At 62.2% G+C, this 16579-nt stretch carries 15 protein-coding genes; 14 read left to right on the top strand and 1 reads right to left on the bottom strand.

Annotated features, from left to right (window positions below; genetic code table 11):
* Window positions 1-27: 27 nt before the first annotated feature.
* The 8 genes from AB7D48_RS06660 to AB7D48_RS06625 are packed head-to-tail and all read left to right on the top strand — an operon-like array spanning window position 28 to window position 8299.
* Window positions 28-1332: an ABC transporter substrate-binding protein gene (locus AB7D48_RS06660; protein ID WP_427976805.1), complete on the top strand. Its 1305-nt coding sequence runs from the start codon at window positions 28-30 to the stop codon at window positions 1330-1332.
* 14 nt (window positions 1333-1346) lie between these two features.
* Complete coding sequence (locus AB7D48_RS06655; protein ID WP_427976802.1) at window positions 1347-2231, top strand: alpha/beta hydrolase; 885 nt, start codon at window positions 1347-1349, stop codon at window positions 2229-2231.
* Complete coding sequence (locus tag AB7D48_RS06650; protein ID WP_427976799.1) at window positions 2228-3004, top strand: ABC transporter ATP-binding protein; 777 nt, start codon at window positions 2228-2230, stop codon at window positions 3002-3004. The genes AB7D48_RS06655 and AB7D48_RS06650 overlap by 4 nt, the downstream gene beginning before the upstream one ends.
* Entirely contained in the window at window positions 3001-3708 is a 708-nt protein-coding gene (locus tag AB7D48_RS06645) for an ABC transporter ATP-binding protein (protein WP_427976796.1), read from the top strand. The genes AB7D48_RS06650 and AB7D48_RS06645 overlap by 4 nt, the downstream gene beginning before the upstream one ends.
* A 12-nt stretch (window positions 3709-3720) precedes the next feature.
* Window positions 3721-4617 carry a branched-chain amino acid ABC transporter permease gene (locus tag AB7D48_RS06640; RefSeq protein ID WP_427976793.1) on the top strand — a complete coding sequence of 299 codons (897 nt, stop codon included), beginning with the start codon at window positions 3721-3723 and terminating at the stop codon, window positions 4615-4617.
* Window positions 4614-5687, top strand: coding sequence for a branched-chain amino acid ABC transporter permease (locus tag AB7D48_RS06635; protein ID WP_427976790.1), 1074 nt, complete (start codon window positions 4614-4616; stop codon window positions 5685-5687). The genes AB7D48_RS06640 and AB7D48_RS06635 overlap by 4 nt, the downstream gene beginning before the upstream one ends.
* A 28-nt stretch (window positions 5688-5715) precedes the next feature.
* The gene (locus AB7D48_RS06630) at window positions 5716-7188 is read left to right on the top strand and encodes a benzaldehyde dehydrogenase (RefSeq protein WP_427976787.1); all 1473 of its coding nucleotides are present in this window, start codon (window positions 5716-5718) and stop codon (window positions 7186-7188) included.
* A 13-nt stretch (window positions 7189-7201) separates the two neighbouring features.
* The gene (locus tag AB7D48_RS06625) at window positions 7202-8299 is read left to right on the top strand and encodes an NAD(P)-dependent alcohol dehydrogenase (RefSeq protein ID WP_427976785.1); all 1098 of its coding nucleotides are present in this window, start codon (window positions 7202-7204) and stop codon (window positions 8297-8299) included.
* Window positions 8300-8687: 388 nt separating this feature from the next.
* Here the strand turns inward: AB7D48_RS06625 and AB7D48_RS06620 are convergent, their stop codons facing one another.
* On the bottom strand, window positions 8688-8861 hold the full coding sequence (locus AB7D48_RS06620; protein WP_427976783.1) for a hypothetical protein: 174 nt from the start codon (window positions 8859-8861) through the stop codon (window positions 8688-8690).
* Window positions 8862-8944: 83 nt separating this feature from the next.
* Here AB7D48_RS06620 and AB7D48_RS06615 point away from each other — a divergent pair, with 83 nt between their 5' ends.
* From AB7D48_RS06615 to AB7D48_RS06590, 6 genes are all read left to right on the top strand, one after another.
* Window positions 8945-9949 carry a hypothetical protein gene (locus AB7D48_RS06615; RefSeq protein WP_427976780.1) on the top strand — a complete coding sequence of 335 codons (1005 nt, stop codon included), beginning with the start codon at window positions 8945-8947 and terminating at the stop codon, window positions 9947-9949.
* Window positions 9950-10028: 79 nt separating this feature from the next.
* Window positions 10029-10919: an ABC transporter substrate-binding protein gene (locus tag AB7D48_RS06610; protein ID WP_427976778.1), complete on the top strand. Its 891-nt coding sequence runs from the start codon at window positions 10029-10031 to the stop codon at window positions 10917-10919.
* Entirely contained in the window at window positions 10894-11664 is a 771-nt protein-coding gene (locus AB7D48_RS06605) for an ABC transporter permease (protein WP_427976776.1), read from the top strand. The genes AB7D48_RS06610 and AB7D48_RS06605 overlap by 26 nt, the downstream gene beginning before the upstream one ends.
* Entirely contained in the window at window positions 11654-12397 is a 744-nt protein-coding gene (locus AB7D48_RS06600) for an ABC transporter ATP-binding protein (RefSeq protein WP_427976773.1), read from the top strand. Before AB7D48_RS06605 ends, AB7D48_RS06600 begins: the two co-directional genes overlap by 11 nt.
* A 515-nt stretch (window positions 12398-12912) precedes the next feature.
* Complete coding sequence (locus tag AB7D48_RS06595) at window positions 12913-14565, top strand: ShlB/FhaC/HecB family hemolysin secretion/activation protein (RefSeq protein WP_427976770.1); 1653 nt, start codon at window positions 12913-12915, stop codon at window positions 14563-14565.
* Between the two features lie 26 nt (window positions 14566-14591).
* Window positions 14592-16579: filamentous hemagglutinin N-terminal domain-containing protein (locus AB7D48_RS06590; RefSeq protein ID WP_427976768.1), on the top strand; the 1988-nt coding region annotated here is incomplete at its 3' end.

Below are 16579 nucleotides of genomic sequence, written 5' to 3'. Positions count from 1 at the left end.
AACTCAAAAAAATTTCGAGGGAACGTCATGAACGATCATGTTTCCACCCGTCGTCCCGGGCTCTCCCGCCGCCTCATGCTCGGCGCCACCGCCGGGCTTTCCCTGGCGCCGGGCTGGCGCCCGGCACGGGCCGGCGCCACGAATACATTGCGTGTCGGCTTTATCAGCCCGCGTACGGGCCCGCTGGCCGGATTCGGCGAGGGGGATCCTTTCATTCTCGGCCTTGTCCGCCAAGCCCTGACCAGCGGCCTGGCACTGAACGGCACGACCTACGACGTCACCATTCTGGACCGCGACACACAATCCGACCCGGCCCGGGCAAGCCAGTTGGCGAAGGATCTGATCAACGGCCAGCAAATCGACCTGATGCTCACCACCTCCACCCCGGAAGTGGTGAACCCGGTGGCGGATGCGTGCGAAGCGGCGGGCGTGCCCTGCCTGTCCACCATCGTGCCCTGGGAATCGTGGTATTTCGGGCGCGGCGCGAAACCTGGCCAGCCTTCGCCGTTCAAATGGAGCTATCATTTCTGCTTCGGCACGGAGCAATTCAAGCAGCTTTACCTGTCCACGTGGAACAATGCCGTCTCCAGCAACAAGCGCGTGGCGGTGCTGTGCCCCAACGACGCGGACGGTAACGCCATCCGCGCCCATCTTCTGCCCGACCTCGCCAAGGCCGGGTTCGACATGGTGGACCCTGGCGGTTATCAGGACGGCACAACCGATTATTCCGCTCAGATCGCCCTGTTCAAGAAAGCGGGCTGCGAGGTGTTCTGCACCTTTCCCATCCCGCCGGATTTCACCACCTTCTGGCGGCAAGCCGCGCAGCAGGGCCTCACACGCCAGATGAAGATCGTGACGGTGGCGAAAACCGGGCTCTTTCCCTCGCAGATGGAAGCGCTGGGGCCGCTCGGCCACCGCATCAACGCGGGCGCTTACTGGCATCCCGTGTTTCCATACAGTTCCGCGCTCACGGGGCTCAGCTCCACCCAACTCGCCAATGCCTATCAAACCAAGACAGGCCGGCAGTGGGAACAGCAGCTCGGCCCCTCTCTCGCTTTGTTCGACGCCATGGTCGCCACGCTGAAATCCGCTGGCAATCCGAAAGACAAGGCGGCCGTCGCCAAGGCGATGAGCACGCTGCAAACCACAACGGTACTGGGCAAGATCGATTTCGTGAACGGCCCGGTGCCGAATGTGGCCACCACCAACCTGATCGGCGCGCAATGGCTGAAGGCAAAATCCGGCAAATACAAGCTGGATTACCGCACCTTTGAGCATGTGGAAGACCCCGCCGTGCCCATCCAGGGCCCGCTTGAGCCCTATAAAATGTAATGGAAGGCCCGGACATGTCTCTGGCTGAACTTGATACCCTGCTGGAAATGATGGCGGCAAATCCCCCGCCGCACGGCGGCCCCTTGGAATTGCGCGGCTGGTTCGAGGCCATGCATGAAGCCCTGCCGGTCCCGGAGGGGGTGGAGATTCGGCGCGTCGCGGCAGGTCCGGCGGGCGCGGATCTCATTCTACCCGCCGGCGCGGCACCCGGCAGACTGATCATCTACTATCATGGCGGCGGCTTCGTGCTGGGCTCCGCCAGAACTCACCGCACGGTGGCGGCCAACCTCGCCCACGCCGCGAATATCGCGGTACTGGCGGCGGATTACCGCCTCGCGCCGGAACATGTCTTCCCCGCCGCGCATGACGATGCCCTGGCCGCCCACCAATGGGCCGTGGCCGCAGGGTACGAGGCCATTGCCTTGGCGGGAGACAGCGCCGGCGGCAATCTCGCCCTGTCCACCGCCATACGGGCACGCCATGCTGGGGACCAGACCCTGGCGGCCCTGGCCCTCATGTCACCTGCCCTGGATTTTGCGGCGGATGGTGAAACCCACCATAATGTCGCCGACGATCCGATCCTCTCCAAGGAGCTGATCGGTCTGTTCCTCGGGGCGTATTTGCCGGGCCAGGACCTGCGCGACCCGGCGGTAACGCCCTTGTTCGCGGATCTTTCCGGTTTGCCGCCAGTGCTCATTCATGTCGGATCACGGGAGATGCTCCGCGATGATTCCGTCACCATCGCGCGCAAGCTGCGCGCCGCGAATGTATGGGCCGAGCTGCGGATCTGGGATGGCATGTGCCATTCCTGGCAGCTTTATGCGCCATTGCTGCGGGAGGGAATGGCCTCCATCGAGGAGATGGCCCTCTTTCTGCGCGGCCACCTGCTGGCCCCATGAGTACTGCCCTCACGAGCGCTGGCTCCACGAACGCTGGCTCCTCCACGACCATGCTGCTGGAAGCAACCGGCCTGGTGAAGCGCTATGGCGCGCTGGCGGTTGTCAATGGCGTCGATTTCCGGATGGCGGAGAATGAGGCTGTCGGCATTGTCGGACCCAACGGGGCCGGCAAGACCAGCCTACTCAACTTGCTCTCCGGCGCCGTGCCGGTAAGCGAAGGCCGCATCGCGCTGCGGGGCGCCGTCATCACCGGGCAGGATGCCGCTTGGCGCTGCCGCCACGGCATCGGCCGGTCCCACCAGGTGCCAAAACCCTTCGGCGGCATGACGGTGTTCGAGAATCTGCTGGTGGCCGCGACGCAAGGCGGCGGCTTCGCCCAGCACGAAGCCTATGACCGCGCCGTGGATTCCTTGCAGCTTTGCGGCATGCTGCCCACCGCCAACCGCCCGGCGGAAGCGCTGGGCCTGCTGGAGCGCAAGCGCCTGGAACTGGCCCGCGCCCTGGCCACCGGCCCGGAGCTTCTGCTTCTGGATGAAATCGGCGGGGGCCTGACCGATGGCGAGGCGCTGGAACTGGTGGAGGTGATTCTCGACCTGCGGCGGCGCGGCATCGCCATCGTCTGGATCGAGCATATCGTCCATATCCTCGTCAAGGTCGTGACCCGGCTGGTCTGCATGGATGCCGGGCGCGTCATTGCCGAGGGAGATCCCCGGGCGGTTCTGAAAGACCCTGTCGTGATCAGTGCCTATCTCGGCGCGGAGGACGCGGCATGAGCCTTCTGGATATCGAACATCTCAAGGCCCGTCACGGCTTGCTGGTGGCGCTGCACGACCTGTCTTTTTCCATGGAACAAGGCGAGGTTCTGGCCATTGTCGGCGCCAACGGCGCGGGCAAGACCACTCTGATGCGCAGCATCGCGGGCGCGCACCGCCCGGCCCAGGGACGTATCATGTTCCGTGGGCAGGATGTCACGCGGCTTTCCGCCCACAGGCGCGTGCGCGGCGGCATTGCCCTGGTGCCGGAAGGGCGCAGGCTTTTCCCCGGCATGAATGTGCAGGACACGCTGCGCTTGGCCGCCTGCCGCAAGGGCATATGGAATTTCGACAATGTGCTGGAGGCTCTGCCGCAGCTCAAACCCATCCTCAAACGCCAGGCGGGGCTGCTCTCCGGCGGGCAGCAGCAGGCCGTGGCCATCGGCCGCGCGCTGATGACCAACCCGGAGCTGCTGCTGCTGGACGAACTGTCCCTTGGCCTCTCCCCCGTGGCGGTGGAGGGCGTTTACGAGGCGCTCCCCAAACTGCGCCAGGCCGGCACCACCATCATCCTGGTGGAGCAGGATCTGCGCCGCGCCATGGCCACCGCCACGCGGCTCATCTGCATGCTGGAAGGGCGCATCGTGCTGTCCGGCGATGCGGGCAGCCTGACACGCGAGGCTGTGATGGATGCCTATTTCGGCCTCAACCGGCAAACGCACTGAAAGGGGGCGGCATTGTTCTGGCTTAATCAGGTTCTGCAAGGCGTTCTGCTCGGCGGTTATTACGCGCTGCTGGCGGCGGGGCTGTCCTTTCTGTTTGGCGTCATGCGCGTCATCAACCTGGCTCATGGCTCGCTGGCCGTGCTGGGGGCCTTCATCATGATGGTGATCTATCAGGCGCTCGGCCTCTCTCCGCTCACCGGGCTGCTGCTCATGCTGCCCATCATGGCGCTGCTGGGGGTCGCGCTGCAACTTCTGATCATCGAACCCAGCCTGAAGGGCGGGGCCTTGGTGCCGCTGCTGGCCACGTTCGGCCTGGCGCTGATCTGCGACAATGTGCTGTTCAGCATCTTCGGCGCGGACACACAATCCTTCGCGGCCGATATCGGCACGCTCTCCTATGGGAGCTGGAATCTCGGCGGCATCTATATCAGCCAGCTTGCCTGCCTGGTCTTTGCCGTGGCGTTGCTGGTGCTGGGCGGCACGCAGCTTCTGCTCTCGCGCACGCAGATCGGCCGACGCATCCGCGCCACGGCGGAGGATGAGGATGCGGCACGCCTCTCAGGGATCGACACGCGCCGGATCCGCGCCGCCACCACGGCATTGGCCATGGTGATGATCGGACTGGCCGGGGCGGCGCTGGGGGCCAGCGGCAGCTTCGACCCCTATGCCGGCGGCCCCCAGCTGCTCTACGCCTTCGAAGCCGTGGTGATTGGCGGCACCGGCTCGCTCTGGGGCACGCTGATCGGCGGCATCGTGCTGGGCGTGGCGCAGGGCGTGGGCGGGGCCATCAACACCCATCTTTCACAGATCGCGGGCCATGCCGTGTTTCTCATCGTGCTGATCGCCCGGCTGCGCCAGGGTGGTGAGATCAGCGCTTATCTCCGCCGTCTCCGCGTGAGGGTCGCATGACGCAAGCCTACAAAGTCCAGCGCTGGACGAACCGGTCCATCGCCAGCAGCGCCCTGATCAGCGTGCTGCAACTGGCCCTGCTGGCCGGGCCATTTCTTCTCTCGGCCAATGCGGTCGATCATCTCACCACCTTATTCGTGTATGTGATGCTGGCCATCACCTGGAACGCTCTGGCGGGCTATGGCGGGCTGGTCTCGGTGGGGCAGCAGCTTTTCTTCGGCTTCGGCGCCTATGCCGCCATCAGGCTTTCCCAGGCGGGGGTGCCGGTCTATGCGGCACTGGCCTTGGGCGGCGGGGCCAGCGCCATACTGGCCCTCATCGTCTCCAGCTTCATGCTGAAGCTGCGCGCCGGGGAATTCGCCATCGGCATGTGGGTTCTGGCCGCGCTGGTGCAGCTCTTGGTGAGCCTTGACCCCATCGTCCAGGGCGCCACCGGCACCTCGCTGCTGGCGCTCAACGGCTTCGCCCCCGCCGCGCGCCGGGCCGACACATACTGGTTCGGGCTGGTGGCCATGGCGGGTGTGGCGCTGCTGTTGTTTTTGCTGCTGCGTTCCCGCCTGGGAGCGGCGATGCAGGCCATCCGGGACGATGAGGAAGCGGCGCGTTCCGTCGGGGTGCGGGTGCAGCGCGCCAAGCGCATCATGTTCGTGCTGGCCGCCCTGGGCGCCGGCATGGCGGGCGCCGTATGGCTCGCCACCTCCATCTCCTTCCAGCCCAATACTTATTTCGGCGTGCAATGGACGGCCTATATGATCTTCATGACGCTGGTCGGCGGCATCGGCACGTTCGAGGGCCCGATCCTCGGCGCGATCCTGTTCTTCGCGGTGGAAGCCGCCTTCGGCGCGGAAGGCGTGTGGTATCTCATCGGTATCGGCGCCGCCGCCGTGGGTTTCGCGCTGTTGCTGCCCCAGGGCATCTGGGGCTGGCTGGAACGCCGCTATGCGCTGCGGCTGCTGCCTGTCGGCTATGTGCTGAAACTACAGGAAACGGATGCCGGGCCAAGCCGCGGCCGGGCCCGGCATCCATCCCCTCCCCCGCCCGCCGCGATGCGGGTTTCCGAACAATCCTGAATTCATCCCAAGACACGGAGTCACCACTATGTTGGACGCAGCGACACAAGGCTCATTTCTAGGCACCGCCTGGGAGGGCAAGCTGTTCAATGGCGACTGGATCGCCGCCCCGGCCACGGCCGACGTCATGGAGCCCGCGACCGGCGGCGTGCTCACCCACGCCGGCATCGGCGGCGCGGCGGCGATTGCGGCGGCGGCGGACACGGCCAAGGCGGCCCAGCCCGCCTGGTTCGCCACCCATGAACGCACCCGCGAGGCGATTCTGCTGAAGGCGGCGGATTTGTTCGAAACCCATGCCGAGGAGCTGGCACTCTGGATCGCCCGCGAAACCGGCGCCATCATCCCCAAAGGCCAGCATGAGGTGCGCGAGGCCGTGGAAATCTGCCGGGCCGCCGCCGCCCTGCTACACCATATCCCCAGCCAGGTTCTGCCCTCCACGCCGGAACGGCTTTCCATCGCGCGGCGTGTGCCGCTGGGGGTGGTGGGCGTGATCTCCCCCTTCAACTTCCCGCTCATCCTGGGTCTGCGGGCCGTCGCGCCCGCCCTGGCCATCGGCAATGGCGTGGTGCTGAAACCGGACCCGCAGACAACCGTTTCCGGCGGCGTCATCATCGCGCGGATCTTCGAGATGGCCGGATTGCCGAAAGGCTTGCTGCATATGGTGCCCGGCTATGTGGAGGCGGGCGAGGCGCTCTGCGCCGACCCGAACCTCCAGATGGTCGCCTTTACCGGCTCCACCGCCGCCGGGCGCAAGGTGGGCGAGGCCTGCGGCAGGAACCTAAAGAAAGTCTCGCTGGAACTGGGCGGAAAGAATTCCGTCATCGTGCTGGGCGATGCCGATCTTGCCGCCGCCGCCTCCAACGTGGCCTTCGGCGCCTGGTTCCACCAGGGGCAGATCTGCATGGCTTCCGGGCGCATCCTGGTCGAGCGCTCGCTGGCACCCGCCCTCACCGCCGCCCTGGTGGACAAAGCCAACCATCTACCGGTGGGCGACCCGGTCTCCGGCCAGGTGGCGCTGGGGCCGCTCATCAACCAGCGGCAACTGGACCATGTGCACAAGCTGGTCACCGAAACCGTGGCGGCGGGCGCGAAGCTGGCGGCGGGCGGCACTTACGAGAAACTGTTCTATAAGCCCACCGTGCTGGAAAATGTCCGCCCCGGCATGCCTTGCTTCGATGAGGAAATCTTTGGCCCGGTGGTGAATATCGTGCCGTTCGACACCGACGAGGAAGCCATCGCGCTCGCCAATGAAACGGAATACGGCCTCTCCGCCGGGATCATCGGCCAGGATGTTGGCCGGGCGATGAAGATTGCCCGCCAGCTCAAAACCGGCCTGATCCATATCAACGACCAGAGCGTGGCGGACGATGTGGCCAACCCGTTCGGCGGACGCGGGGCGTCGGGCAACGGCACCGCCGTGGGCGGCCCGGCAAGCTGGGAGGAATTCTCCATGTGGCAATGGATGACCGTGCAGGCCGACGCGCCGATGAAGCCGTTCTGAAGGGAGCGCCGCGATGCATATCCAAGCAGCCGTCACCCGTGAAAAAGGCGGTCAATTCCACCTCGAAACACTCAGCCTCGAAGCCCCGCGCGCGGATGAGATGCTGATCCGCATCACCGCCGTCGGCATCTGCCATACGGACCTTGCGATGCGCGACCAGGTGTTTCCCGTGCCCCAGCCGATCGTGCTGGGGCATGAGGGAGCGGGCATTGTCGAGCAGGTGGGGGCCAATGTCTCCGGTTTTTCGGTGGGCGACAAGGTGGTGATGAGCTACCGCGCCTGCGGGGCCTGCCCGTCCTGCGCCGCCCATGCGCCAAGCTACTGCCATGCCTTCTTTCCGCTGAATTTCAGCGGCGCGCGCGCGGATGGCAGCACCTCGCTCACTTGCGACTCAGGACCGGTACACAGCCATTTCTTCGGCCAATCCAGCTTCGCGAGCCATGTGGTGGCACATTACAGCAATGTGGTGAAGGTGGCGGCGGAAGCGGACCTTGCCGTGCTGGCCCCGTTTGGTTGCGGCATCCAGACCGGAGCTGGGGCGGTCATCAACGCGCTGAAAGTCGGGGTGGGGGAGAACGTCGCCATTTTCGGCACGGGCTCGGTCGGACTTTCGGCGGTGATGGCGGCGAAACTTGTCGGCGCCACACGCATCATCGCCGTGGATCGCAATGCGGCGCGGCTCGCGCTGGCTCAGGAGCTTGGCGCAACCCATGCGGTGAATGCCGGGACGGACAACCCTGTTGAGGCGATCCAGCGGATCACCGGCGGCGGGGTTGCCTATGCCATCGACACGACAGCGTTGATCCCGGTACTGTCCCAGGCTCTGGCGGCCCTGGCGCCGCGCGGCACGCTGGGCATCATTGGCGCATCCCGCCCCGATGAAACGCTGCCGGTGCCGGTGATCGACCTGCTGACCAGCGGCAAGCATGTGCGCGGTATCGTGGAAGGCGACGCGGAACCTGCCATATTCCTGCCGAAACTGATCGAACTGCATGCGCAAGGCCGTTTTCCAGCCGAGAAAATGATGCGGTTTTATAATTTTTCCGAAATCAATGAAGCCGTGCATGACTCCGAAAGCGGACGCTGCGTGAAAGCGGTGCTGAGGATATAGGAGCAAGCCGCCTTGTGAAGACGCGGCGGCCCACAAGGCGCATGGAAAGTGCCCCTATCAAGATAGCCTTGGCGGATACGATAAAAACAATATACCCGCCAAGGTTTCGGACATGGCCGTGATTTGGAAGAGCCATGAACATGCATGCGGCTGCCATGGCGTTCCAAATCGTTTAATTTATTTCTTAAAAAGAATAATTGTCGTATTTCAAACAATCATGCGGATTTGCTTGTGACCGATTAGCCGAATTCAGCGATCAATATGCAACATGTCTGAAGATCAGGCATCATGCAGCGCGGAACGACAAAAGACAATCTATACAGCGCCTGTCTCCATGAACATTATTCGAAATCGTCTGATCAAACAGACATTCGAATATAGATCAGGTTCATGAGGGGGTATGTCCTCCTGAAGGATCTGTCCGGAGAGACAGGAATGAGGTTTCAACAAAAAACATCGATTCGATCGGCAGATCAAAACATAAACCGGTTGAACCATCTGATTTTTTGCGCCGGTCTGATTGCGTTTGCTTTTCATGGCGGCCAGGCATGGTCGCAAACATCAACCGGCGGCACCAGCACCTACAATGTTCCGACATTAGAGCCTTCCGCTGCATCCTTAAGCATGGATCTTGGCGTGCATGGCATGAGCATGACGGCGAAACACAGCCCCGCGCCGGCCAATATACAGGGCGCCACGATGATTCCCGCCGGCAAATTCATGGTCGGATATTCCTATATGAATATGAACATGTCCGGAAATTACCTTGGCGATTCGCGTGTCTCCCCGGAAGACATCGTGACGGCGATCTCTTCCTCCACCCGCTTGAGCAATGGCGAACAAGAAAAATACCGCGTTGTTCCGACCTCCATGACCGCACAGATCCATATGTTGAAGGCGATGTATGGCGTCACGGACCGGCTCAACCTGATGATCATGGCGAAATACATCCAAAAATGGATGCGCATGACCACGTTCGCGGGGAAATCCGGCGCCAATGTGCTGGGAACCAGCGCGGCTCAAACATCCGGATTTGGCGACACGAGCATTGGCGCGCTATGGCGGATCCATCAGGACCGCCATAATCATGTGCATCTCAATTTCGGCATAAGCCTGCCAACGGGCAGCACAACCAAAACAGCAACCATGCTGAGCCCTTCTGGGAAATATATGACCATGCGGGCCAGCTACGGCATGCAGCTTGGAACCGGCACCTATGATCTTCTTCCCGGCATCACCTATACCGGGCAATGGGCGGCATGGTCCTGGGGGGCGGCTTATCGCGGCCGGTTCGCGCTTGGGGATAATTCCCACGGATACCATTATGGGGCGTTGAATGAACTGACGGGATGGGGCGGGTATGGCTGGCTTCCCGGTATAACCACTAGTTTTGAAATCGACGCCTCCACGCAGGGCAGAATTCATGGCGCCGACCCGGAAATCAACGGGCTGATGCAAGGCACCAATCCAAATTTTTATGGCGGCAAGCAGGTCAGCCTGCTGGGAGGGGTGGAAATTTCCGGAGCCCGGTTTGGAGCGAAGGGAACTTTGCTGTCCATCGTCGCGGGCGGCCCTGTTTATCAAAACCTGAACGGCCCGCAACTTGGCCGCGCCTGGCAGATTGGCGTTAATTTAGGAGCGATGTTCTGATATGATCGATTCAATTTCACGCCGTTCTTTACTGGCGGGTTGCATATCCGTTGCTGGCCTTGGAACCGCGGCCGCGGCCATGCCGTCAGGTTTGGAAATATTGCTAGCACCGACCACGGCGAGCATTTTGCTGGCCAGGCTGGTTCAGCAAGGCCTGTTTCCCGACGCGCATCTTGGCTTATGGCGCGGCCCGGATCAGCTGCGCGCCGCCATTGTCACGCGGAAGAGCCAATTATTCACGGCCCCCACCAATCTGCCGGCCAACCTCGCCAACCGTGGCGTTCCCGTAAAACTTGCCGCGGTGATTGGCATGGGACATCTCATTATCGTCACATCCAACCCCAATATTCGCAATTTCCACGATCTGGCCGGCCAGAAGATTCTGGAATTTTTTCCTCATGACATGCCCGCCCTTGTATTTCGGGCCTGCGCGATGATGGAGGGCATGAACCCGATCAAGGATATGCATCTATCTGCCGTGGGCATGCCCATGGAAGCCGCGAAGATGGTTGCCTCTGGACAAGTTGAAACCGCCCTGCTCTCCGAACCGTGGGCAAGCGCTGCGATTTTGGCGGCGGCCCAGCATGGGCGCATATTATACAGAGCCATCAATCTGCAAGATGTATGGATCCAGCATCTGGGCGGCGACGGCATTCCAATGCTTGGGGTGGGAATTGAAAACAGCCTGCTGACAGCGCAACCGGATCTACCGATAGCCTTACTTGGCAATTTGAAGCAGGCCCAAGGATGGATCGCAAAAAATCCCGGCCAAGCAGCGGAACTTTCGGGAAGCACTTTGGGAATCTCTCCGGCGGTCTTTACCGAAGCGGTCAAGCATTCCCAGATCGTCGTCAAATCCGCCGCCGAGGCACGGCCCGATCTAGAGCTATTCTATAAGACCCTTCTGAAACTTTCACCGGATATCTTGGGAGGAAGATTGCCCGATGACAGTTTCTATCTCTCCGCCTAAGCCCGCCTTCGGGCAAAGGACATTTTCTGCGCTTGGCATTCTGGTTCTGATCCTGCTCTGGCAATTGGGCGCCGCAATGGGGGGAGCGTTTGTTTTACCCCCGCCGCTTGAGGTCGCAAAACGCTTCATCGGGTTGGCAAGGGCGGGTACGCTGTGGGCTCCCGCCCTCGTGACGACATGGCAAACGCTTGCTGGCTATGTTCTGGGCTGTCTGACCGGATTTATGTTCGGCTTAGCCGGAGGATCCGCCAAGGGGCTTGGTGTGGTGCTGAACAGCATGGCGAGGCTTGTTCTTGGCGTGCCGCCCATCATCTGGGTGGTGCTGGCCTTGTTCTGGTTCGGCCCGGTTGGAAGGGTTGCCATATTCACCGTGGCGATCGGTATTGCACCAATCATATTTTCGGGAACATTGGCGGGCATGCAGGCCGCTCAGCCAGAGCTGGACGAACTTGCCTCTGCCTTCAAGGCGACGCAATGGCAGCATTTTTGGGAAATTCGCCTACCGCAAATCATGGTGACCTTGTTGCCCGCCCTCACCACCAGCCTTGGACTTTCATGGAAAATGGCGTTAATGGCGGAAGTTCTATCCGGCGATAGCGGAATTGGCGGAGAGATTGCGACCATGCGGGCCTATCTCGACACAGTTGGAACGATGGCTTGGGTTATGGCCGCTCTCGCTCTTCTGCTCGGAACAGATATATTTTTACAAAAGCTGATGTCCGCATTGCCGATGAATGGCAGATGAGATGGCGTTACTCCTGCATTCCGTTACGGCGCGTCTTGCCGATCAAGACATATTGGCGCCGGTCACTCTCGAAATCGTCAAACCCGGTCTCGTCGCGATCATGGGGCCGTCTGGCATAGGCAAATCCGTTCTGCTGCGGATCATGGCCGGCCTGCTGCCACCCGGCGCAGGACACCGCCAATGCACCGGAAACGTCGCCATGATGTTTCAGGATGCCCGGTTACTGCCCTGGCAGACCGCACTCGATAATGCGGCCTTCGGGCTCCGGGCCCGCGGCATGCCAAAACAAGAGGCGCGGCGGCACGCCCAGGCAATCCTGCAAGGGCTTGGGTTTTCCGATCTGGATCTGCGCAAATATCCTCATGCTTTATCAGGGGGCATGCGCCAGCGGACCGCCATTGCCCGCGCCCTGGCGACAGAGCCGGCATTGCTGCTTCTCGACGAGCCGTTTACGGGCCTGGACCCTGCATTGCGGGTGGATTTATATCAAACATTACAAGACATTACCCATGCGCGGACCCTCACCTCCATTCTCGTGACACATGACCCGATGGAGGCCGCGACCTTGGCGGACCGGGTTATCATTCTAGGCGGAAAGCCCGCTCATATTATTGCCGATCTGGATTGCGCGGCGCCCCCCGCGCGCGCCCGGTCAACCCATCATATAGCCACCCAGATCATGCGAAAATTATCAATTGCCCTTGAACGAGACATGCCACCCAGAGCCAACTGAGCAGCCCTTAACGCAAGAACAAAACACAAACATAAAACCCCTCGCTATCCGTAGAATGGCGGGCCCGCGCGCATCCTGGCTCTCAAATCCGATGGATTTCAGGGGGCGGGGCATTAGCCGCCGATCAGCACTGTTGGGGTGCCAGGGCCGGTAATGGGGCCACCGACATGCGGCACCACACCGGGACCATGGGACAAACATGCATATCGGTCAGGCGGACGGCGGGCATCGACATGGAAACGATCTTCAGACCGCCATCCCCAATGCTGCAACAAAAATCCATTCTCTAAAAATCCATTAATAAACCGGAACAACCCCAAAAGAGATGTAGTTTTAACCTTGAAATGTCCAAATTTCCGTGGGGAGCGTGTTCGCACGGCAAAAGTTTTCCGTCTATAACCGTTCCGCACAGGGATTGTCATGGGAAGATGATACGAAGAGCGACGTTCACGGCCAAGCGCAGGGCGCATGCCGCATTTTTGGCTGCCATCATGGTGACAGCCGCCCATGGCGCGATGGCCCAATCAGTCCCCAGCCTGTCCACCTCGCCCCTGCCCCATATCATGCCCAACCAGCCTCCCAATCTGGGCAAAGGGCTGCCAAGCCTTCCACAAAGCGGGCATGAGGCGCAGTTGCCCCCAGTTTCCATTCCGGTGCGTTCAGCCCAAATCGTCGGCGCCACGGCCTTTCCGGCCGCGCAACTCAACGCAATGATCACCGGGCTGGCGGGGCAGCGCGTGAAACTCTCCAGACTGGAGGCAGACCGGCGCGCGCTGCTCGACCTCTACCGCCGCCACGGCTATATTTTCTCCACCGTGACACTCGATGTGGACGCTGCTGGAAATGTCCGCTTCGTGGTGACGGAGGGCTACATCACCACGGTGAAACTTTCCAGGGATATCGGCCCGGCGGGCACGATGGTGCTGGGGTTTTTACAACATCTCGTCAATGCCCGGCCATTGCGCGAGGCCGCTTTGGAACGCTGGCTGCTGCTGGCCCAGCAGGTGCCTGGCGTATCCGTGCATGCGGTGCTGCAAGCCGATAATGGCGACCCCGGCGCGCTGACACTGGTGGCGGAAGTGTCCAAACAGACGCTCTCCGGCCTGCTGACGGCGGATAATCGCAGCTTCGATGAAACCGGCCCGGCGGAAGGGCTGATGGTGGCGGACCTGAACAGCCTCACCTCCCATGGCGACCAGACTGAATTTTCTTTTTACCACACCAGCGGCAACACGAATAATTTCGGGCAGGTTTCCGAAAGCTTCTTCATCGGCACCTCGGGGCTGCGGCTGAAGCTCTATGGCGGTTCGGGCCGGGCCAATCCCAGCGGCGTGCTGGGCTCGGTGGATTATCAAAGCCAGGTCAGCGTTTTTGGCGGACAGCTCAGCTATCCCGTTATCCTGCGCCGCAACCAGTCGCTCACCGCGAACCTTCGGTTGGACGCGGAACAAAACATCATCTCCACCGCCGGCGCAGTGACCAGCACGGACAGTCTGCGCGTGGCCCGGCTTGGCGGGCAATATGCCTGGCAGGACCTCTGGCTTGGCAATACCCGTAACGCGGTGAATGTGCTGAATGCCCAAATTTCACAAGGCTTGCCCATTCTTGGCAGCTCGGCCGATGGCCGCACCGCGCCCCCCGGCGGACGGGCCGGGGCAAAATTCGATTTTTGGAAGCTCACTGGCTCCATCAGCCGCGTGCAAACATTGTTCTCACCCTGGCCAATGGCCGATGTGGCGTTGCGCACCGAGGCAGGCGGGCAATATACCAACGCCGTGCTGCCATCGGCGGAGGAGTTCTACCTCGGCGGCACCCATTTCACCCGCGGGTATTATTCCGGCCAAGTGGTGGGTGACAAGGCCGCCTACGCCACCGCGGAATTGCAGCTCAATACGGGCACGGACTTCAATTTGTTCCACCATGAGTTTGACCTGGGAGCGCAATTTTACGGCTTCTACGATTGGGGTGAAACCTGGTCCAACCTGCCGACGGATCTGAACCATAAAATCGAGTCCGCCGGTGGCGGCATCCGGCTGGGGCTGACGCGCAATCTCGAACTCGACGGTGAGGTGACACACAGGCTGGTGACGCAGCTCGTACCGGGCTCCACCGACGTGGCGCCCTTGTCTGAAACCATCATCTATTGGGGCGTGACGGCGCGCTATTAAAGCGTGCCGCAAGACAGGACAAAGCGATGAAACGGCCGACAAAACCCTTCTCTCCCCGGAGGCACCGCCCTGTCTGGCGCGGCTCCTGGCTGTTGGCCAGCACGGCGTTGAGCGCCGTGGCCTTGCATCCCTTGCCGACACGGGCACAGAATATTTCTTCCACCACCACCCCACAGGGCGGCGTGGTGGTGGGCGGCAATGCCAGCATCGCTCAATCCACCGGCAGCACCACCATCACCCAGAGCAGTAACCGCGCCGCCATCAACTGGCAGAGCTATAATGTCGGCAGCGACGCCCATGTGACCTATGTGCAACCCTCCTCCAGCGCCATTACGCTGAATCGGGTTGTCACCCCCGACCCTTCGGTGATCGCGGGGCATATCAGCGCCAACGGGCAATTGGTGCTCATCAACCAGTCCGGCGTGGTGTTCACCAAGGGCGCGGAAGTGACGGCGCAATCCGTCATCGTCTCCACCTCCAATATCAAAAATTCGGATTTCATGGCCGGGAAGATGAGCTTCACCGGCACACCCAACCCCGGCGCCAAAATCATCAATAACGGCAAAATCACCGCCGGCGAGGCTGGGCTTGTGGGGCTGGTGGCCCCGCAGGTGGCCAATGACGGCATCATCACGGCCCGGCTGGGCCAGGTGGTGCTGGCCGGGGCGGATGCCTTCACGCTGGACCTGTACGGAGACAAGCTAATCTCGCTGGACGTGACCAAGGCCGTGCGGGAAGTGGATCTGAACGGCAAGACCGTGCCCGCCCTTGTCACCAATAAGGGTCTGATCCTCGCTGATGGCGGCAAAATCACCCTCACCGCGGCGGATGCGGACGCGCTGGTCTCGCAACTATTGCAGGTGGGGGGCACGCTGCGCGCCAACAGCACGGCTGGACAGCCAGGCACCATCTCCTTGCAGGCTGTGGGTGGCGGCATCAATATCGCGGGCAATCTACTGACGCAGGGCACGGTGGCGGGCAGTACCGGCGGGAAAGTGGAAGCGGTAGCCACGGGCACGGTGGCGGTGGCCGCCACCGCCGACATCGACGCGTCCGGTCAAGCTGGCGGCGGCACCATCGCCCTCGGCACCAATCTGCAACGCGCGGCGACAGGGGCAAAGGACACCGCCGCCCCACGCGCCAAGACCGTAAGCATCGCCTCTGGCGCACAGATCAAGGCGGACTCCACGACCAAGGGTAACGGCGGCAAGGTTACGCTGCTGAGCAGCCAGAGCACCACGCTTCAAGGCACCATCTCCGCCACCGGCGGTACGCTGGGCGGCAATGGCGGGGATGTCGAAATCTCTTCGGACGGGGCCATCAGCCTCGGCGGCACAGTGCTCGACACCGCGATCGATGGTCAGGCGGGTGAGATTCTGCTGGACCCGCAGACCCTCATCGTCACCAGCGCCACCACCACCAGCGCGGGCACCGCCAGCTCCGGCCAGGGGCACAGTGTTTCGACCACTTTCGGCACGGATAACAGCACGGTTTCCTATGTCGATCCGGACTCTCTTGCCCATCTCCACGGTACCGTTATTTTAGACGCCACGTCGCTGCTCTCAGTGGCCAGCGCCATCACCAACGACACCGCTGACCTGCTGGAACTCTCCTCCGGCGGGGATCTGACGATCAGCGCCAATATCTCCGTGACAGGGTCTCTGGAAATCGACGCCGCCGGCTCATTGGAGATCGACGGCGCCAGCACATCGAGCCCCGCGGCAACATTAAGCGGCGGCACCGTCAGCCTCTCCGGCACCGGCCTGGCGCTGGACGGCGTCGTCGACGCCGCCTGGCTGAGCCTGGACGCCGGGAGCGGAGCCCTCACGCAAGGCGCCAGCGGCGCGATCAACGCCTCCACCCTGACCGCCAACGGCGGCGAGGTGTCCCTGAACGGCACCGCCAACACCATCGCAACGCTGGATGCCAGCGGCGCCGAGGGCGTGTTCGCCCTGACAGACGCAACCGCCCTCACCCAGACCGGGACCCTCGGCGGCACCGGCGTCACGCTGAG

This window comes from Acidocella sp. (assembly GCF_050253495.1).
In the GTDB taxonomy this organism is placed as follows: Bacteria; Pseudomonadota; Alphaproteobacteria; order Acetobacterales; family Acetobacteraceae; genus Acidocella.
Note: the sequence above shows the minus strand (reverse complement) of the source record. Positions and strands in the feature narration are given on the sequence as shown.